This window comes from Stenotrophomonas sp. FR024, assembly GCF_047500745.2.
Classification (GTDB): domain Bacteria; phylum Pseudomonadota; class Gammaproteobacteria; order Xanthomonadales; family Xanthomonadaceae; genus Stenotrophomonas; species Stenotrophomonas maltophilia_A.
Genome location: NZ_JAXAXM020000004.1, coordinates 72,379 through 91,163, shown reverse-complemented (window position 1 = coordinate 91,163; position 18,785 = coordinate 72,379). Strand labels below are relative to the sequence as shown.

19 protein-coding genes are annotated in these 18,785 nt (G+C 68.4%); 17 read left to right on the top strand and 2 right to left on the bottom strand.

Annotated elements, in window-relative coordinates; translation table 11 throughout:
* Window positions 1–4: 4 nt before the first annotated feature.
* Window positions 5–325 carry a hypothetical protein gene (locus tag ACMZ91_RS06065; RefSeq protein ID WP_162292257.1) on the bottom strand — a complete coding sequence of 107 codons (321 nt, stop codon included), beginning with the start codon at window positions 323–325 and terminating at the stop codon, window positions 5–7.
* Window positions 326–352: 27 nt separating this feature from the next.
* Between ACMZ91_RS06065 and thrA the strand changes: the two genes are divergently transcribed.
* From thrA to thrC, 3 genes are read left to right on the top strand one after another with little or no spacing between them, the layout of a single operon-like run.
* Window positions 353–2,857, top strand: coding sequence for a bifunctional aspartate kinase/homoserine dehydrogenase I (gene thrA, locus ACMZ91_RS06060; protein WP_100437616.1), 2,505 nt, complete (start codon window positions 353–355; stop codon window positions 2,855–2,857).
* Window positions 2,854–3,768: a homoserine kinase gene (locus tag ACMZ91_RS06055; protein WP_049462022.1), complete on the top strand. Its 915-nt coding sequence runs from the start codon at window positions 2,854–2,856 to the stop codon at window positions 3,766–3,768. The genes thrA and ACMZ91_RS06055 overlap by 4 nt, the downstream gene beginning before the upstream one ends.
* A gap of 29 nt (window positions 3,769–3,797) precedes the next feature.
* On the top strand, window positions 3,798–5,084 hold the full coding sequence (gene thrC / locus ACMZ91_RS06050; RefSeq protein WP_049462021.1) for a threonine synthase: 1,287 nt from the start codon (window positions 3,798–3,800) through the stop codon (window positions 5,082–5,084).
* A gap of 101 nt (window positions 5,085–5,185) precedes the next feature.
* Here thrC and ACMZ91_RS06045 read toward each other — a convergent pair whose 3' ends face one another.
* Window positions 5,186–5,938 (bottom strand): Crp/Fnr family transcriptional regulator, encoded by a 753-nt coding sequence (locus tag ACMZ91_RS06045; RefSeq protein WP_043397202.1) that lies wholly within the window; start codon window positions 5,936–5,938, stop codon window positions 5,186–5,188.
* A gap of 127 nt (window positions 5,939–6,065) precedes the next feature.
* On the opposite strand from ACMZ91_RS06045, the gene hisS reads away from it, so the two are divergent.
* From hisS to ACMZ91_RS05975, 14 genes are all read left to right on the top strand, one after another.
* The gene (gene hisS / locus ACMZ91_RS06040) at window positions 6,066–7,463 is read left to right on the top strand and encodes a histidine--tRNA ligase (RefSeq protein ID WP_049462020.1); all 1,398 of its coding nucleotides are present in this window, start codon (window positions 6,066–6,068) and stop codon (window positions 7,461–7,463) included.
* A 26-nt stretch (window positions 7,464–7,489) separates the two neighbouring features.
* The gene (locus tag ACMZ91_RS06035) at window positions 7,490–7,756 is read left to right on the top strand and encodes a hypothetical protein (protein ID WP_065428524.1); all 267 of its coding nucleotides are present in this window, start codon (window positions 7,490–7,492) and stop codon (window positions 7,754–7,756) included.
* Between the two features lie 410 nt (window positions 7,757–8,166).
* Entirely contained in the window at window positions 8,167–8,475 is a 309-nt protein-coding gene (locus tag ACMZ91_RS06030) for a YerC/YecD family TrpR-related protein (protein ID WP_088025802.1), read from the top strand.
* Between the two features lie 34 nt (window positions 8,476–8,509).
* A complete protein-coding gene (gene hisG / locus ACMZ91_RS06025) occupies window positions 8,510–9,421 on the top strand; it encodes an ATP phosphoribosyltransferase (RefSeq protein WP_010482592.1) in 912 nt (303 codons plus the stop codon).
* On the top strand, window positions 9,418–10,713 hold the full coding sequence (gene hisD / locus ACMZ91_RS06020; RefSeq protein WP_049462019.1) for a histidinol dehydrogenase: 1,296 nt from the start codon (window positions 9,418–9,420) through the stop codon (window positions 10,711–10,713). Before hisG ends, hisD begins: the two co-directional genes overlap by 4 nt.
* Window positions 10,710–11,804, top strand: coding sequence for a histidinol-phosphate transaminase (gene hisC, locus ACMZ91_RS06015; protein WP_049462018.1), 1,095 nt, complete (start codon window positions 10,710–10,712; stop codon window positions 11,802–11,804). The genes hisD and hisC overlap by 4 nt, the downstream gene beginning before the upstream one ends.
* The gene (gene hisB / locus ACMZ91_RS06010; RefSeq protein ID WP_049462017.1) at window positions 11,801–12,874 is read left to right on the top strand and encodes a bifunctional histidinol-phosphatase/imidazoleglycerol-phosphate dehydratase HisB; all 1,074 of its coding nucleotides are present in this window, start codon (window positions 11,801–11,803) and stop codon (window positions 12,872–12,874) included. Before hisC ends, hisB begins: the two co-directional genes overlap by 4 nt.
* Window positions 12,871–13,473, top strand: a complete 603-nt coding sequence (gene hisH / locus ACMZ91_RS06005; RefSeq protein WP_008268504.1) for an imidazole glycerol phosphate synthase subunit HisH — start codon at window positions 12,871–12,873, stop codon at window positions 13,471–13,473. Before hisB ends, hisH begins: the two co-directional genes overlap by 4 nt.
* Complete coding sequence (gene hisA / locus ACMZ91_RS06000) at window positions 13,470–14,204, top strand: 1-(5-phosphoribosyl)-5-[(5-phosphoribosylamino)methylideneamino]imidazole-4-carboxamide isomerase (RefSeq protein WP_049462016.1); 735 nt, start codon at window positions 13,470–13,472, stop codon at window positions 14,202–14,204. Before hisH ends, hisA begins: the two co-directional genes overlap by 4 nt.
* The gene (gene hisF, locus ACMZ91_RS05995; RefSeq protein WP_012480036.1) at window positions 14,198–14,974 is read left to right on the top strand and encodes an imidazole glycerol phosphate synthase subunit HisF; all 777 of its coding nucleotides are present in this window, start codon (window positions 14,198–14,200) and stop codon (window positions 14,972–14,974) included. The genes hisA and hisF overlap by 7 nt, the downstream gene beginning before the upstream one ends.
* Entirely contained in the window at window positions 14,964–15,584 is a 621-nt protein-coding gene (hisIE, locus tag ACMZ91_RS05990) for a bifunctional phosphoribosyl-AMP cyclohydrolase/phosphoribosyl-ATP diphosphatase HisIE (RefSeq protein ID WP_049462015.1), read from the top strand. The genes hisF and hisIE overlap by 11 nt, the downstream gene beginning before the upstream one ends.
* Before the next feature lie 153 nt (window positions 15,585–15,737).
* Window positions 15,738–17,327 (top strand): calcineurin-like phosphoesterase C-terminal domain-containing protein, encoded by a 1,590-nt coding sequence (locus ACMZ91_RS05985; RefSeq protein ID WP_414578230.1) that lies wholly within the window; start codon window positions 15,738–15,740, stop codon window positions 17,325–17,327.
* A gap of 35 nt (window positions 17,328–17,362) precedes the next feature.
* The gene (locus ACMZ91_RS05980) at window positions 17,363–17,647 is read left to right on the top strand and encodes a hypothetical protein (RefSeq protein ID WP_005409434.1); all 285 of its coding nucleotides are present in this window, start codon (window positions 17,363–17,365) and stop codon (window positions 17,645–17,647) included.
* A gap of 84 nt (window positions 17,648–17,731) precedes the next feature.
* The gene (locus ACMZ91_RS05975) at window positions 17,732–18,754 is read left to right on the top strand and encodes a glucokinase (protein WP_197655936.1); all 1,023 of its coding nucleotides are present in this window, start codon (window positions 17,732–17,734) and stop codon (window positions 18,752–18,754) included.
* Window positions 18,755–18,785 lie beyond the last annotated feature (31 nt).

Below are 18,785 nucleotides of genomic sequence, written 5' to 3'. Positions count from 1 at the left end.
GCCGTCAAGCATACTGATGGCCGCTTTGTCTCAGATGCAACCAAATGTCGGCACGTTGGCCGATGATCGCGGCAACGACTTTTTGCACCGCAGCACTTGACAGCGGCCCGGCGCACGGTGTTTTCTGTGCGTCATGGTTCTTGATGCCGCCCACGCCAGCCTGATCGCCCCCGCTACTGCGGGCCGTTCGACTGCGCCGGTCGCCACCACCACCATTACCACCACCACCGTCACCACTGCCCTGGTGCGGCCCGTCGTCTTCGTGTAACTCCCGAAAACCACGGCCCCGCACCATACAGGTGGCGGGGAAACTCGACACCTGCATGCGACGGGGCCTCCTACCGAGGTCTGCATGTCTTCCCACGCCCCCGCTCATCCCGTTGCCCCGGCCGATCTGGCTGCGCCGTCCATCGTCGTGCACAAGTTCGGCGGCACCTCGGTGGCCGATGCCGAACGCTACCGCCATGTTGCCGGCCTGCTGCTGGCCCGCCCCGAATCGCTGCAGGTCACTGTCGTCTCGGCGATGAAGGGCGTCACCGACGCACTGATCGATCTGGCCCAGCTGGCAGCCAAGGGGGACGACGGCTGGCGCGAGGCCTGGCATGCGCTGCGCGCGCGCCATCGTGGCGCCGCTGTGGCGCTGCTGGGCGAGCAGGTGGGCGAGACCGTCGAATGGATCGACGCCCGCTTCGATCAACTGGCCGAAGTGCTGGCAGCGTTGGCGGTGATCGGCGAGCTGCCACGCGAAGTACTCGACCGCGTGCAGGGCCTGGGCGAAGTGTTTTCCGCGCAGCTGCTCGGCACGCACCTGCAGGCGCTGGGCGCAGACTGTGCAGTGCTGGATGCGCGCGACGTACTGGTGGTAGGGCATGGCGAACTGGGCGTGGATGTCGACTGGGAAGCCAGCGCCGACCGCCTGGCCAAGTGGCGCCTGCAGCATCCGCAGCCACGCCTGGTCGCTACCGGCTTCGTCGCCCGTGACCGTCATGACCGCATCACCACGCTCGGCCGCAACGGCAGCGATTACTCCGGCGCGATCTTCGCCGCGCTGTTCAACGCCGATGAACTGCACATCTGGACCGATGTCGACGGCGTGCTGTCGGCCGACCCGCGGCTGGTGCCCGAGGCGGTGCAGTTGGAGTCGCTGAGCTACGACGAGGCCTGCGAGCTGGCTTATTTCGGCGCCAAGGTGGTGCACCCGCAGACGATGTCGCCGGCGATCCGCCTCGGCCTGCCGATCTTCATCCGCAATACCTTCCAGCCGGCGCATCCGGGGACGCGCATCAGCGCCGAGCGCTCGCCGCGCGGGCCGGTGAAGGGCCTGACCCTGAGCCCCGGCTTGGCCCTGCTGAACCTGGAAGGCACCGGGCTGATCGGTGTGCCTGGTACCGCCGAGCGTGTGTTTGCCGCCCTGCGCCAGGCGCAGGTGTCGGTGGTGATGATCTCGCAGGGTTCGTCGGAACATTCGATCTGCTGCGTGGTGCGTGCTGCTGAAGCCGGCCGTGGCCGCGAGGCACTGCTGCACGCGTTCGCGCATGAGTTGTCGGTGGGCCAGGTGCAGCGCGTGCAGGTCAGTGAGGGGGTCAGCGTGCTGGCCGCGGTCGGTGACGGCATGGCCGGCCAGCCCGGTGTGGCCGCACGCCTGTTCGAGGCGCTGGGCCGTGCGCAGGTGAACATCCTGGCGATCGCGCAGGGCTCGTCCGAACGCAACATTTCGGTGGCGGTGGACAGTGCCGATGCCACCCGCGCCTTGCGCGCTGCACATGCCGGCTTCTGGCTGTCGCCGCAGACCTTTGCGGTCGGTGTGATCGGGCCGGGCAACGTCGGTGCCGCACTGCTGGACCAGCTGCTGGCCGCACGCCCGCAGCTGCTGGCCAAGGCCAATGTGGATCTGCGCCTGCGCGCGCTGGCTTCGCGTTCGCGCATGCGCCTGGAAGTGGATGGCCTGCACGCCGACTGGCGGGAGGCCTTGCGCGAAGCCGGCGAGTCCAGCGATCTGGATCGTTTCACCGAGCACCTGCTGGCCGCACACCTGCCGCATGCGGTGGTGATCGACTGCAGTGGCAGTGCCGAGGTGGCCGAGCGTTATGAGGGCTGGCTGGCGGCCGGCATCCATGTGGTCACCCCGAACAAACAGGCCGGTGCCGGGCCGCTGCCGCGTTACCAGCGCATCCGTGCTGCAGCGGCGGCCAGTGGCGCGCGCTTCCGCTACGAGGCCACGGTCGGCGCGGGCCTGCCGGTGATCACCACGCTGCGCGATCTGGTCGATACCGGTGACGAGGTGCTGGCGATTGAAGGCATCTTCTCCGGCACGCTGGCCTGGCTGTTCAACCGCTTCGATGGCAGCCAGCCGTTCTCGCAGCTGGTCGCGCAGGCGCGGTCGATGGGCTACACCGAGCCGGACCCGCGCGATGATCTTTCGGGTGTGGATGTGGCGCGCAAGCTGGTGATCCTCGCCCGCGAAGCCGGCCACGCGCTCAGCCTGGAACAGGTACAGGTGGAAAGCCTGGTGCCGGCGCTGCTGCGCGATGGCAGCGTGGATGATTTCATGGCGCGGCTGGGTGAGTCTGATGCCAGCCTGCTGCAGCGCCTGCAGGACGCGCGGGCGCGGGGGGCGGTGCTGCGCTATGTGGCACAGCTGGGTGCCGATGGCGCCTCGGTCGGCCTGCAGGAACTGCCGGCCGATCATGCCTTCGCCAACCTGCGGCTGACCGACAACGTGGTCCAGTTCCGCACCCGCCGTTACTGTGACAACCCGCTGGTGGTGCAGGGGCCGGGCGCCGGCCCGGAAGTCACCGCGGCGGGTGTGTTTGCCGACCTGCTGCGGGTCGCGGCCGGTGAAGGAGCGCGCCTGTGATCGCACGTGCGTTCGCGCCTGCCTCGGTGGCCAACGTGGCGGTGGGCTTCGATATTCTCGGCCATGCCATTGCCGGCATTGGCGATACCGTGAGCGTGCGCCGCATCGATGAGCCGCTGGTGCGCATCGAGGCGATCCGCGGCAGTGCCATTGAGTTGCCGCTGGATGCGGCTGGAAACACTGCGGGTGCAGCGTTGATGTCGCTGCGCGCAGGGCTGGGCCTGGACTTCGGTTTCGCGGTGGAGATCGACAAGGGCATTCCGTTCGGTTCCGGCATGGGCGGTTCGGCAGCGTCGAGTGTTGCGGCGCTGGTCGCCGCCAACGCGCTGCTGGATGTGCCGCTGTCGCGCGAGGCGTTGTATCCGTTTGCGCTGGATGGCGAGGCGGTGGCCAGTGGTGGCCGCCACGGTGACAACGTGGGGCCGCTGCTGCTGGGTGGTCTTGCGCTGTGCACGGCCGATCGGCTGCTGCCGATTCCAGTGCCGGCTACCTGGCACAGCCTGCTGGTGCATCCGCATGCGGTGCTGGAAACACGCCGCGCACGCCAGGCCCTGCAGGGCAGCTATGCGCTGGGCGAGTTCGTGGCGCAGAGCGCGAACCTCGCACTGGTGCTCAGTGGTTGCCATCGCAGCGATGCCGCACTGGTGCGCGCGGGACTGCGCGACGTGCTGGTGGAGCCGCGCCGGGCCGGATTGATTGCCGGCTTCGAAGCCGCCCGTGATGCGGCGCTGTCGGCCAATGCAATGGGCGCGGGCATTTCCGGTGCCGGTCCCAGCGTGTTCGCCTGGTTCGAGGATGCCGACCAGGCGCGTGCCGCCGCCACACCGGTGCAGGCGGCATTCGCCGCCGCAGGTTTTGACAGCGATGCCTGGGTGTCACCGCTGGATGCACCGGGAGCCCGCTTGTGCTGAATCCTACCCCTTTACTGGATACCGAACCCATGCAATTTGTTTCGACCCGCGGCCAGTCTCCGGCCGTTGGCCTCAGCGCGGCGATCGCCGCCGGATTGGCGCCCGATGGCGGGCTGTATGTTCCGCAGATGCTGTCGGCGCCACGCGAGCTGCAGGCCGGGCCGACCCTGGCCGATACCGCCGCCGATCTGCTGGCACCGTTCTTCGCTGGTGATGCACTTGAGGCTGCGCTTCCGGCGATCTGCCGCGAAGCGTTCGACTTCCCGGTGCCGCTGCGTGCGCTCGGCGACGGTGACCACGTGCTGGAGCTGTTCCATGGGCCAACGGCGGCGTTCAAGGATATCGGCGCGCGCTTCCTGGCCGGCACGCTGTCGCGGCTGCAGGCCGGTAAGGACCGCGATCTGACGATCGTCGTCGCCACGTCCGGCGATACCGGTGCCGCCGTTGCGGCGGCCTTCCATCGCCAGCCCGGCGTGCGCGTGGTGGTGCTGTATCCGGATGGCCGCGTATCTCCGCGCCAGGCGCACCAGCTCGGTTGTTTCGGCGACAACATCCAGGCGCTGCGTGTGGCGGGCGCATTCGACGATTGCCAGGCGATGGTCAAGCAGGCGCTGGCTGACCGCGAACTGCAGGCGCAGGTGCCGTTGAGCTCGGCCAACAGCATCAGCCTGGGCCGGCTGCTGCCGCAGATGAGCTACTACGCGCATGCAGCGTTGACCCACTACGCCGCGCATCGTCGCCGGCTCAATCTGGTGGTGCCGACCGGCAACCTGGGCAATGCGATGGCGGCGGTGCTGGCGCGAGCGCTGGGCGTGCCGATCGGGCAGATCGTGCTGGCCACCAATGCCAATGCCGTGCTGCCGGCGTACTTCAATGGTGGCGACTACCAGCCGCAGGCCAGTGTGGCGACGGTGGCCAATGCAATGGACGTGGGTGCGCCGAGCAACTTCGAGCGACTGCGCTGGCTCTACCACGGCGACGATGCGGAACTGCGTGCTGCCTTCCGCGCGTTCGCAGTGGATGACGTGACCATCCGCGCGACGATTGCGGCAGCGCATGCCAGCCGCGGCGAGCTGTTCTGCCCGCACACGGCGACGGCGGTGAAGGTGCTGCAGGACCTGCGTGCGCGCGGTGCCAAGGGCGACTGGGCAGTGGTGGCCACGGCGCACCCGGCCAAGTTCGAGGCCGTGGTCGAGCCGCTGATCGGCGAAACGGTGGCGGTGCCGCCTGCGCTGGATGCGTTGCTGCAGCGACCGGCGCACGCCGAACCGCTCGCGGCTGACTATGCCGCGCTGCGCGACGTGCTGCTGCGCTGATCGGAGAGGGACGCGGTTGCCGGCCAGCGGCCGGCACTACCCGTGCTGCGTTATCTGGTAGTGCCGGCCGCTGGCCGGCAACCCCATGAACCGCGATGCGGTCAGATCAACCCTTCACCGGCCAGCGTACGCAGCCCATCCTCGTCGAGGATCTCCACCACGTTCAGGTGGGGCAGGGCGATCAGCCCCTGCTGGCGCAGCTTGGTGAAGGTGCGGCTGACCGTTTCCATGGTCAGGCCCAGATGGTCGGCGATATCGCCGCGGCCCATCGGCAGCGATACGCGCAGGCCGTCGCCACCCAGCTTGGCCTCGCGCGCGGCCAGGCGCAGCAGGAAATCAGCCAGCTTCTCGGCCGGCTGCAGGCGCGCCAGTGCCAGCGCGGCATCCTGCGCGGCATCCAGTTCCTGGCAGGCACGCTGCAGCAGCTTGCGCTCCAGGTGCGGGAAACGGCTGCGCAGTGCCTTCATCTGTGGCAGCGCGACGCGGCAGACGCGGCTGTCGGCGATGGCCTCGATGTCGTAGCGATGGTGGTCGCTGCCGCTCAGGCCCAGGTAGTCGCCGGGCAGCACGAAGCCGTTGATCTGACGGCGGCCGTCGGCCAGGGTGCGCACCAGGCGCAGTGCGCCGCCGGTCAATGTATAGACATGGTCGCGCTCTTCACCGGTGCGGGCCAGCGTGCTGCCCATGCTGACCTGCTGCGAGACGGTGACCTGCTCCAGCGCCTGCACTTCATCGGGCGACAGCGCCGAGCACACCGCAAGGTGGCGAACCGAGCAGTGCAGGCAGTCCAGCGTGGCGCAGGACGGCGAGGCGGGATCGTTGGTGGCGGGCGGAGCGCCGGAAGGCCGTGACATGTTGCGGGGGGCGTATCGCGGGCGGGGAGGGCCTTATGATACTTCAAGCGGCCGTTCGACCCTGCCCGTGGCGGGGGCGCTAGAATGTCGCCCCCTCCCACGTCCCGTTCCAGCAGGAGTTCCGCCCGTGATCAAGCCCCGTACCCCGCCCGGCACCCTTGAACTGCTGCCGCGCGAGCAGATTGCGTTCCAGCGCATGCTGGACGTCATCCGCCGCAACTACGAGCGCTTCGGGTTCCTGCCGGTGGAGACGCCGGTGTTCGAGCTGTCCGACGTGCTGCTGACCAAGTCCGGTGGCGAGACCGAGCGCCAGGTGTACTTCGTGCAGTCCACCGGGGCGCTGGCGAACGCGGCCGAGTCGGGCGATCGCTCGCTGCCGGAAATGGCGCTGCGCTTCGACCTGACCGTGCCGCTGGCGCGCTACGTGGCCGAGCACGAACACGAACTGACCTTCCCGTTCCGCCGCTACCAGATGCAGCGCGTCTACCGCGGCGAGCGCGCCCAGCGCGGCCGGTTCCGCGAGTTCTACCAGTGCGACATCGATGTGATCGGCAAGGACAGCCTGAGCGTGCGTTACGACGCCGAAGTGCTGGCGGTCATCCATGCGGTGTTCTCGGAACTGCGCATCGGTGACTTCAGCATCCAGTTGAACAACCGCAAGCTGATGCGTGGCTTCTTCGAGAGCCTGGGCGTGGCCGAAGGCGAGCGCCAGCTGGCGGTGCTGCGCGAAGTGGACAAGCTGGACAAGCGCGGCGCCGATTATGTGCGCGAGACGCTGGTGGGCGAGGGCTTCAACATCCCGGCAGAACAGGTCGAGAAGATCCTGGCGTTCGTCGCCGTGCGTTCGCAGGGCCATGCAGATGCACTCGCGCAGCTGGCCACGCTGGAAGCCGACGCCGGTTCTTCGGAGATCCTGCGTACCGGCGTCGCCGAACTGCGCGAAGTGCTGCAGCTGGTGCAGGCGCTGGGCGTGCCGGAAACCGCGTATTGCCTGAACTTCTCCATTGCGCGCGGCCTGGACTACTACACCGGCACCGTCTACGAGACCACGCTGACCGACCACCCGCAGATCGGCTCGATCTGCTCGGGCGGCCGCTACGAAGACCTGGCCAGCCACTACAGCAAGTCCAGGCTGCCGGGTGTGGGTATCTCCATCGGCCTGTCGCGCCTGTTCTGGCAGCTGCGTGAGGCCGGCCTGATCGACGGCATCGAAGCCAGCAGCGTACAGGCGCTGGTGGCACTGATGGACGAGCAGGGCATGCCGCAGTCGCTGGACATTGCCCGCCGCCTGCGTGCCGGTGGCATCAACACCGAAGTGCAGATGGAGCCGAAGAAGATCGGCAAGCAGTTCCAGTACGCGGCCAAGGCAGGCATCCGCTTCGTGGTGCTGGCGGGTGAGGATGAACTGGCGCGCGGTGTGGTTGCGGTGAAGGACCTGCTGCGCGAGCAGCAGTTCGAAGTCTCCCGCGACGAACTGGCCAGCACCCTTCTGGTGGAGCTGGAGCAGTCGAAGGCGATGGTGTGAAGCCTGCCGCCGCAGGAGTGCTGAGCGTGCTTCTGCTGGCGGGCTGCCAGAGCGACCCGGCGCTGCACAGCACGCGGATCGGGCCGGCGCAGTACCGGCTGGCGGTTGATCGCTGCCATGCGATCGACCGCGCACAGCTGGAGGACGATCTGCAGGCCCTGGCCTCGCGGACGTGCCGGGCGGGAGCGGGGGCGTTGGAGAACATCCAGTCCCTGCCGAGCCGGCAGGGCAGCCTGTTCGGCGAATGCCTGCGGCGCGGAGCGCTGCAGGCGGAGGTGCGCTGCCTGCCCTGAGTCGGGCCAGGTTGTTGATTTGAAAGCAGAACGCCCACCCTTTGGTGGGCGTTCTGCGTTTCTGGACGAAGCGCAGTCGAGCATGGCTCGACTCCACAAAAGCCGTTCTCGATCACTTTCCCAGCGAGATCCAGCAGATCGCGGCCAACTGTCGAAGGCGGGGAGGGTCCGGTGGCAGGGGTGTGAGCGGCATGGATGCCGCGACCAAGCCCCCATGGATGGGTTAACGGCGTCCCCTGCCACCGGACCCTCCCCGCCAACGCTCAGCAAATCAGCATTTGCTTTTGCTCTGGCTCTTGGCGGGTGCAGGGCAGCAGCCCTGCCGCCCCCTCAACCCTCGATTTGACGCACTGCGCAAGAATGCGTTAACGTACTAGCGCGCTATTACATTGATGCATGGAAACGACCCCGTGAAAGCCCGCCCCGAGATTGCCGCCAAAGACCCGAAGGCCGACCTGGAAGCCCTGGCCCAAGCCTTTGCCGCCCTGCGCGAGCCGGAACAGGTCGAAGCCTTCCTGCGTGATCTGTGCACCCCGGCCGAGCTGGAAGCCATGGCTGACCGCTGGAAGGTGGTGCCGCTGCTGCAGCAGGGCGTGCCGTACCGCGAGATCCACGAGCGCACCGGCGTCAGCGTGACCACCACCGGACGGGTGGCACGCACGCTCGAGCATGGCCATCGAGGCTATGCCGCCGCCATCGACCGCCTTGCCTCGCGCTGATCCGCGCCCCGTTCCGAACTTCGAGACATCCCCCATGAGTGCAACCCAGGCAGCGCCGGCACGAGACCGGCTGCGTATCGCCATCCAGAAGAGTGGCCGGCTGGCCGAACCCGCGCGCAACCTGCTCAGCGCCTGCGGCCTGAGCTGGCGCGAGAGCCGCGACAAGCTGTTCTGCTACGGCGAATCGCTGCCGGTGGACCTGCTGCTGGTGCGCGACGACGACATCCCTGGCCTGATCGCTGACGGCGTCTGCGACCTCGGCATCGTCGGCCGCAACGAGTTGGATGAGCAGGCCGCGGCACGCCGTCAGATCGGCCTCCCTGACGCCTACCAGGCGCTGCGCGGGCTGGGCTTCGGCCAGTGCCGGCTGATGCTGGCGGTGCCCGAGGAATGGCAGTGGCAGGGTCCGGCGCAGCTGGCCGGCACCCGCATCGCCACCAGCTACCCGGCCATCCTCAAGCAGTGGCTGGCCGAGCAGGGCGTGGACGCACAGGTGGTCGAGCTGTCCGGTTCGGTGGAAATCGCCCCGCGCCTGGGCACCGCCGACCTGATCTGCGATCTGGTCTCCAGCGGCGCCACCCTGCGCGCCAATCAGCTGACCCCGGTGCACAACCTGCTCGACAGCGAGGCGGTGCTGGCCGGCGCGGTGCGCGTGCCGGATGATGCACGTGCATCGCTGCGCGCGATGCTGCTGCGCCGCCTCGACGGCGTGGTTCAGCGACAGGACCGCAAGCTGCTGATGTTCCGTGCCAGCGAGGACCGCGTCGACGCGCTGGCGCAGCTGCTGGCCGATGCCGAGCCGCTGGTGCGGTTGCCGGCCGATGGCGGTGCGCTGCGCCTGCAGACCATGTGCCCCGGCCCGCTGAGCTGGCAGCGCATGGAGGAACTCGAGCGCGCGGGTGCGCAGGGCCTGATGGTACTGAGCGTGGAGCGGTCGCTGGCATGAACCGTCTGATCTGGTCCCGACTTGATGAGGCCGCGCGCAGCGCGGCATTGACCCGCCCGGTGCAGACCGTGGCGCAGCAGACCCGTGACGCGGTGGCGGCCCTGATTGCACAGGTGCGCGCGCAGGGCGACGACGCATTGCGTGCGATTACTGCACGTTTCGACCGTGTCGAGCTGGCCTCGTTTGAAGTTTCCGAAGCCGAATTCGCCGCTGCCGAAGCCGCCGTGCCCGCCGAGCTGCGGCAGGCGATGGTCGAAGCCGCCGAACGCATCGCGCGCTTCCACGCCGCGGGCATGGGCAAAGGCTATGCAGTTGAAACCGCGCCGGGCGTGGTCTGCGAACGCATGTTGCGTCCGATCGGCCGGGTGGGCCTGTATGTGCCGGCCGGCAGCGCGCCACTGCCGTCCACCGCGTTGATGCTGGGCGTTCCGGCGCAGTTGGCCGGTTGCCCGCAGGTGGTGCTGTGCACGCCGCCGCGCGCCGACGGCAGCGCCGATCCGGCAGTGCTGGTAGCCGCGCGGCTGACCGGCGTGCAGCGCGTGTTCAAGCTGGGCGGCGCGCAGGCGATCGCCGCGATGGCCTATGGCACGGCCAGCATTCCGGCCTGCGACAAGCTGTTCGGGCCCGGCAACAGCTTCGTCACCGAAGCCAAGCAGCAGGTCGCACAGGATGGCGCGGCCGCCATCGACATGCCGGCCGGTCCCTCCGAAGTGCTGGTGATCGCCGATGCTGGCGCCAATCCGGCCTTCGTCGCCGCCGACTTGCTGTCGCAGGCCGAGCACGGTCCGGATTCGCAGGTGCTGCTGCTGACCGATGATGCCGCGATGCTGGCGGCGGTTGAAGCCGAGGTGGAGCGCCAGGTGGCTCTGCTGCCGCGCCAGCAGATCGCGCGCCAGGCGCTGTCGGCGTCGCGCCTGATCCAGGTCGATTCGCTGGCCGAGGCGTTCGCGATCAGTAACCGCTACGCGCCCGAGCATCTGATCCTGGCCCTGCGCGATCCGCGCGCGTGGCTGGACAAGGTGCAGGCGGCCGGCTCGGTGTTCCTGGGCGATTACACCCCCGAAGCGCTGGGCGACTACTGCAGCGGCACCAATCACGTGCTGCCCACCGCCGGTGCCGCGCGTGCCTACAGCGGTGTCAGCGTGGCCAGCTTCCAGAACCTGATCAGCGTGCAGAGCGCCAGCGCTGCTGGACTGGCGGCAATCGGCGGCTGTGCGCGCATCATCGCCAGCGCCGAAGGGCTGGATGCGCACGAGCGTGCAGTGGCCCTGCGCATGGAGGCCGCCGCATGAGCGCCGCCATTGATGAAGTGCTGGCGCTGGTGCGCCCGGATCTGCAGGCCTTCGCCGGCTACAGCTCGGCGCGCAGCGCGGCGGTGCAGGGCGAGGTCTGGTTGAACGCCAACGAGTCGGCCTGGGCCAATCCGGCTGATGCGGCGGGCAACAGCCGGCGCTATCCGGAACCACAGCCGCTGGCGTTGCGTGAGGGCCTGGCGGCGCTGTACGGCGTGACGCCGCCGCAGCTGCTTATCGGCCGTGGCAGCGACGAAGCCATTGATCTGCTGGTGCGCGCGCTGTGCGTGCCGGGCCGCGATGGCGTGCTGGTCACGCCGCCGGTGTTCGGCATGTATGCGGTCTGCGCGCGCCTGCAGGGGGCTGCACTGATTGAGGTGCCTCTGGTGGACAGCGAAGATGGCCTGCGCGCCGATCTGGATGCGGTGATCGACACCGCCAGGGCACGCAATGCCACGCTGGTGTTCCTGTGCGCACCGTCGAACCCGGCCGGCAGTGACATCGCCCTGGACGAGATCGAGCGCGTGGCCACTGCTCTGCGTGGGCAGGCGCTGGTAGTGGTGGACGAGGCCTATGTCGAGTACGCACAGCGCCCGTCGGCAACCACGTTGCTGGCCACGCACGCCAATCTGGCAGTGCTGCGCACGTTGTCGAAGGCGCACGCACTTGCGGCCGCGCGCATCGGCACCCTGATCGCCGCGCCGGAACTGATTGCCGTACTGCGGCGCTGCCAGGCGCCGTACCCGGTGCCGACCCCGTGCGCCGAGCTGGCCGTGCAGGCGCTGCAGCCGGCCGCACTGGCACGCACCGCCGAGCGCGTAGCCACGGTCATTGCCGAGCGCGAACGCCTGTTCGCGGCGCTGCCAGGCCTGCCCGGCGTTCGTCGCGTGTACCGCTCGGCCGGCAACTACCTGCTGGTCCGCTTCGCTGATGCGCAGGCAGCGTTCGACACCTTGCTGGATGCCGGTGTGGTGGTGCGCGACCAGCGCGCCGCGCCGCAGCTGGGTGATGCACTGCGCATCAGTATCGGCAGCCCCGAAGAGAATGACCGCGTGCTTGCGGCCCTGTCGGCGCGGAGGGCCGCAGCATGACACCAATCCTGTTCATCGACCGCGACGGCACCCTCATCGAGGAGCCGTCCGATTTCCAGATCGACGCCTACGAGAAGCTGCGCTTCGTGCCGCAGGTGATTCCGGCGCTGCTGAAGCTGCGCGATGCCGGCTACCAGTTCGTGATCGTCACCAACCAGGATGGCCTTGGCAGCGACAGCTACCCGCGCGCCAGCTTCGATGGCCCCAACGACCTGATGCTGCAGATCTTCGAAAGCCAGGGCATCACCTTCCGTGACGTGCTGATCGACTGCAGCTGGCCGCAGGACAATGCGCCCACCCGCAAGCCGGGCATCGGCCTGATGACCGCTTACCTGCAGGACCGCAGCATCGACTGGGCGCGCTCGGGCATGGTTGGTGACCGCATCACCGACCTGCAGTTCGCCGACAACCTCAACATCCGTGGCTTCCAGCTGCGCACCGAACAGTTCGGTGGCGAGTGGGACTGGCCGGGCATCGCCCACGCACTGGCCGACGCGCCACGCATCGCGGTGGTCCAGCGCAACACCAAGGAGACGAAGATCCGCGTTGAACTGGATCTGGACCGTGCCGGTGATGCGCGCATCGCCACCGGACTGCCGTTCTTCGACCACATGCTGGAACAGATCGGCAAGCACGGCGGGTTCGCGCTGGACATCCAGGCCGAGGGCGACCTGCACATCGACGAGCACCACACCATCGAGGACACCGGGCTGGCGCTGGGTCAGGCCCTGCGCGAGGCGCTGGGCGACAAGCGTGGCATCGGCCGCTACGGCTTCACCCTGCCGATGGACGAGACCCTGGCCAGCGCTGCGCTGGATTTCAGCGGCCGCCCCTATTTCGTGTTCGAGGGCGAGTTCAAGCGTGAGCGCGTGGGCGACATGCCGACCGAGCTGGTGCCGCACTTCTTCCGTTCGCTGTGCGACGCCAGCGGCCTGAACCTCAACCTGCAGGTGCGCGGCGACAACGACCACCACAAGGTCGAGGCCTGCTTCAAGGCACTGGCGCGCGCGCTGCGCCCGGCATTGGCCCGCCAGGGCAGGGCACTGCCGAGCACCAAGGGGGCGCTGTGAGCGACGTTGCGCTGATCGACGCCGGCGGTGCCAACCTGGGCTCGGTGCGCTACGCATTGGAGCGCCTGGGCGCGACGGTGCGGCTGGTGCGCGATGCGGACGGTCTGGTCGGTGCGCAGCGGGTGATCCTGCCCGGCGTCGGCGCCGCTGGTCCCGGCATGCAGCGCCTGCATGCGCAGGGCCTGGTGGAACCGCTGCAGCGACTGGAGGTGCCGCTGATGGGCATCTGCCTCGGCATGCAGCTGCTGTTCGAGCGGTCCGAGGAGGCCGGCGTCGAGACACTGGGATTGATTCCGGGCGTGGTGCGCAAGCTGGTACCGGCCTGTGGCATCCGTGTGCCGCACATGGGCTGGAACCGCCTGCTCCCGCTGCGCGAATCGCTGCTGCTGCAAGGCGTGCCGGAGCGCGCCAGCGCCTACTTCGTGCACAGCTATGCGGCGCCACTCAATACCCACACTGTTGCTGCCTGCGACCACGGTGGCCTGTTCACTGCCGTGGTGGAGCAGGGGCGTTACTACGGCGCACAGTTCCACCCCGAGCGCTCCGGTGAGACCGGTTCGCTGATGCTGCGCAACTTCCTCGAGGGCACTGCTGCATGAGTTTCATCGTCTACCCCGCGCTGGATATCCGCGACGGCCGCGTGGTGCGGTTGCGCCAGGGTGACTACGCGCAGGAAACCTCGTATGGCGACGATCCGCTGCCGCGTGCACAGGCCTTCGCTGCGCAGGGCGCGCAGTGGATGCATCTGGTCGACCTGGACGCCGCACGCGCCGGTGGCTACACGTTGGCACCGCTGCTGTCGTCGATCCGCGCGCAGACCAGGTTGCAGGTGCAGACCGGTGGTGGCGTGCGTGGCCGTGACGATGTGGCGCGCATCCTCGATGCCGGCGCTGGCCGCGTGGTGGTCGGCTCACTGGCGGTGCGTCGTCCGGATGAAGTGGTCGGTTGGCTGGAGGAGTTCGGCGCCGAGCGCGTCACCATCGCGCTGGATGCCCGTCAGGACGCGCAGGGCCAATGGCAGCTGCCGGTGCATGGCTGGACAGAGAACGCCGGGGTGACCCTGGATGATCTGGCCCAGCGCTATGCGCGCGCTGGCATGCGCCACCTGCTGTGTACCGACATCGCCCGCGACGGCATGCTGGCCGGGCCCAACATCAGCCTCTACCAGCACCTGTCGGCGCTGCTGCCGGGCGTGGCCGTGCAGGCCTCCGGCGGTATCCGTGACGTGGCCGATGTGACAGAAGCCCGTGCCGCCGGCTGCGGTGGCGCGATCCTCGGCAAGGCGCTGCTGGAGCAGCGCATGGACCTGGCGGAGGCGCTGGCATGTTGAGCCGTCGCATCATTCCGTGCCTGGACGTGCGCGACGGCCGCGTGGTCAAGGGTGTGCGCTTCCGCGACCACGTCGACATGGGCGACATCGCCGAACTGGCCCAGCGGTATCGCGACCAGGGGGCGGACGAGCTGGTGTTCTATGACATCGGCGCCAGCCCCGAGGCGCGTTCAGTCGACGTCGCCTGGATCGAGCGCATCGCACGCCTGATCGATATTCCGTTCTGCGTGGCCGGTGGCATCGACAGCGTGGAAACTGCGCGCCGCGTGCTGTTCGCCGGTGCCGACAAGGTGTCGATCAATTCGCCGGCGCTGGGCCGCCCGGAACTGATCACCGAGCTGGCAGACGAGTTTGGCGTGCAATGCGTGGTGGTCGGTGTCGATTCGGTGCGCGAGACTGATGGCCAGTGGCGGGTACGCCGTTTCAGTGGTGACCCGGACAAGACCCAGGCGGTGCCGCTGCGCACGCTGGACTGGATCGTCGAAGCACAACGGCGTGGCGCAGGCGAGATCGTGCTGAACTGCATGGACAGCGATGGCGTACGCCGTGGCTACGATGTCGTGCAGCTGCAGCAGGCGCGGGCCCTGTGCCAGGTGCCGCTGATCGCCTCGGGCGGTGCCGGCGCGATGGAGCACTTCGCCGAGGCCTTCGACCAGGCCGACGTCGACGGCGCGTTGGCGGCCAGTGTGTTCCACAGCGGCGCCATCGCCATTCCAGAATTGAAGCGCTACCTGCGCGGACAGCAGATCGAGGTGCGGGATGTCTATTGAAGTGAGGCCGTCGCTGGATGCGCTGCAGGCGCTGGACTGGGGCAAGGGCGACGGCCTGCTGCCGGCGGTGGTGCAGGATGCCGACACCCTGCAGGTGCTGATGCTGGGCTATGTCAGTGCCGATTCGCTGGCGGCCACGCTGGCCATCGGTCACATGACCTTCTTCAGCCGCAGCAAGCAGCGGTTGTGGACCAAGGGCGAGCAGTCCGGCAACGTGCTGGTGGTGCAGTCGATCAGCGTCGACTGTGATGCCGACACCCTGCTGGTGATTGCACGCCCGGCCGGGCCGACCTGCCACACCGGTGCCGAGAGCTGTTTCGACGGGGCACCGAAGGATTTCCTGGGCGGGCTGGGCCAGCTGGTGGCGATGCGTGAGGTACAGCGCCCGCCAGGCAGCTACACCACCAGCCTGTTCGAGGGCGGCATCCGCCGCATCGCGCAGAAGGTGGGCGAGGAGGGCGTGGAGACGGCGCTGGCGGCGGTGGCACAGGACGACGAGGCGTTGCTGGGCGAGGCCTCGGACCTGCTGTACCACCTGCTGGTGCTGCTGCGCGCGCGCGGGTTGTCGCTGGATGATGCGCGGGCGGTGCTGGAAAAACGCCATCGTTGAGCTGCGGTAGTGCCGGCCGCTGGCCGGCAACTCATGCTCGCCTGGCATCTGAGGGCTGCCGGCCAGCGGCCGGCACTACCGGCATGCGTCATCGCGTGCGCGATGTCATCAACGGAATCTACAATAGGCGGTCTTTCTTTACCCGGACCGCCCATGAAACTGCCTGCCGCCTGGCTGTGCTGCCTGTTGCTGACCTCGCCGACCTGGGCCGCGGACACCGTGGTCACCGGCAAGGTCTATCTGGAGCGCGACGGCAAACCCGGCCGCGGTGCGACCGATCCGGGCCTGGCCGGGGTGCAGGTCTCCAACGGCGAGGCCATCGTCAAGACCGCCGCCGACGGCAGCTACAGCCTGCCAGTGCGCGACGGCCAGACCGTGTTCGTGATCAAGCCCGATGCGTATTCGTTCCCGAAGGCGGCCGATGGCCTGCCTTCGTTCTGGCGCCACTACCGCCCGAACGGTTCACCGGCACTGAAGTACGGTGGCATCGCCGCGACCAGCGACGTCACCCGCAACTGGGATTTCGCCCTGCAGTCGGATCGCCATGACAGCCGCCGTGGTTTCCAGATGCTGGTGTTCACCGATTCGCAGACCGCCAGCCTGAAGGACATCGGCTACTACCAGCAGTCGATCGTGGCGCCGCTGGTTGGCCAGACCAGGGCGCGCATGGGCACCACCCTGGGTGACATCGTCAACGACGACCTGACCCTGTACCCGGCGATCAACAAGGTCACCACCGAGCTCGGTGTGCCGTGGTTCCACGTGCCGGGCAACCACGATCTCGACTTCGATGCGGCCAGCGACGAACACTCGCTGGACAGCTGGCGCAACATCTACGGCCCGGACACCTACGCGGTGGAAGAGGGTGGCGCCAGCTTCGTGTTCCTCGACGACGTGGTCTACGACCCCAAGGCCAAGCCGAAATACATCGGCGGCCTGCGCGAAGACCAGTTCGCTTTCCTCGCCAGCTACCTGAAGGGCCTGCACAAGGACCGCCTGCTGGTGCTGGGCATGCACATCCCGCTGTTCGACGCGGCGCCGGGGCGCGAGACCTTCCGCCACGCCGACCGCCAGCGCCTGTTCGACCTGCTCAAGGACTTCCGCAACGTGCTGGTGCTCAGCGGCCACAGCCACACCCAGCAGCACGTCTACCACGGCAAGGCCGAGGGCTGGAACGGCGACAAGCCGCTGCACGAATACAACGTCGGTGCCAACTGCGGTGCGTTCTGGTCCGGCGTGAAGAATGCCGCTGGCGTGCCGGACAGCACCATGAGCGACGGCACGCCGAAGGGCTATGCCCTGCTCGATGTGGCCGGCAACGGCAGCTACAAGCTGCAGTACCGCGTGGCTGGCCAGCCGGCCAGCGAGCAGATCGGCCTGCATGCACCCAAGGTACTGCGCCAGGGCGCCTATCCGGCGTGGGGTGTCTACGCCAACGTCTACATGGGTGAGGACGCCAGCGTGGTCGAGTACCGCGTCGATGGCGGCGCCTGGCAGCCGATGAAGCAGGTCAGCCAGCCCGATCCGCGCCTGATGGTGGAGAACGTGGCCGATGATCTGGCCAACAGCCTGCGCGGCTACGACCGTTCGCCGGAGGCCACTGCGTCGCCGCACCTGTGGCGGGGCGCGCTGCCGACCGACCTGGCAACAGGCAGCCACAAGGTCGAAGTACGCTCCACCCAGCCTGATGGTGCAGTGTTCACCGCCACCACCAGCTACAGCCTGCAGACTGCCCAGCCCTGACACCGCGCACCAGCGCTCCAGCGAAAGGACCCCGCATGGATATCCGCTTCATGGCCGGCACCACGCCGGTGACGCTAAGCCGCCACTGGTTCACCGGCGCGATGCTGCTGCAGAGCGCCACCGAGAAGGTCTGGGTGCAACACCCGCTGCATCCGGGCACCCACTTCTCGTTCTCGCTGGTACAGTCGTGGCTGCGTCACATCGCCGGCCACGAAGTGCTGGTCGAGCGCACCCGGCCGCTGTTGTTCGCCGGCTTCCGCCCGCAGCGCCTGCGCGTGCTGGTGGATGGTGTGCAGGTGGCCGAACAGGAAGGCATGTAGGCCAACCTGAACCATCGGCGCGCTAGGCAAAGCCGCCCCGATGCCTGAGAATCGGGGCGATTCAATCGATCCAAGCAGGCCAGCGTGACCATCGCAGCAGCGTCCCCGGTTTCCTCCGACTCCGCCCGCGGCGGTCTTCCGCGCCATCTGGTCGTTGCCGATGTCGGCGGCACCTTCGCCCGCCTGGCCTTGGCTGAGACCCAACCCGGCCACGCGCCGCGGCTGGGCAGTCATCGCACCTATGCCTGCGCCGAGCACCCCAGCCTGGCCGCGATCCTGGCCGATTTCACCGAAGGCCTTGGTCAGCCGGTGCAGACCGCGGTTGTGGCCATCGCCGGCCTGCTCGATGGCGATGTGCTGATCAACTCGAACCTGCCGTGGACGGTCTCGCTGTCGACCACGCGCGAACAGTCCGGCCTGCGCGAACTGCAGCTGATCAATGATTTCGAAGCGGTGGCGCTGGCCATCCCGTACCTGCAGCCGGAAACCCTGGTGCCGCTGAACGGCGACGCCGATCCAGCCCAGGCCTTCCCGGCGCTGGTGCTGGGTGCCGGTACCGGCCTGGGTGCCGCGCTGCGTTTCGCCGATGGCGAGCGCCCGGTGCTGGCCAGCGAGATCGGCCATGCCGCGCTCGGCGCCGGCAACGCGCTGGAACTGCAGGTGCTGGGCAAGTTGCTGCAGCGCTGGGCGCACGTGGACAACGAGCGAGTGCTGTCCGGCAGCGGCCTGATGAACCTGTATCCGTGCCTGTGCGAACTGCGCGGTGTCACCCCGGTGTGGAGCAGCACCGAGGCGCTGATCGGTGCCGCCCGCAGCGGTGAGGACGCGCTGGCGGTGGAGACGCTGCATGTCTTCTGTGCCTGGCTGGGCAGCCTGGCCGGCGACGCGGCGATCGCCGTCGGCGCGCGCTCGGTGTATCTGGCCGGGGGCATTTCCGCGCATGTGCAGGATTTCCTGGCAGATGGCCGCTTCCGTGAGCGATTCCTCAACAAGGGTGTGCTGACCGAAGTGCTGCGCCAGGTACCGGTGTGGAGGGTGGAGCACGGCCAGCTGGGTGTGCTCGGTGCAGCGGTCTGGCACGCCGCACGGCAGCCCACGCACGACTGATCGGCAGGGCCGGCATCGGGCCGGCCATGCA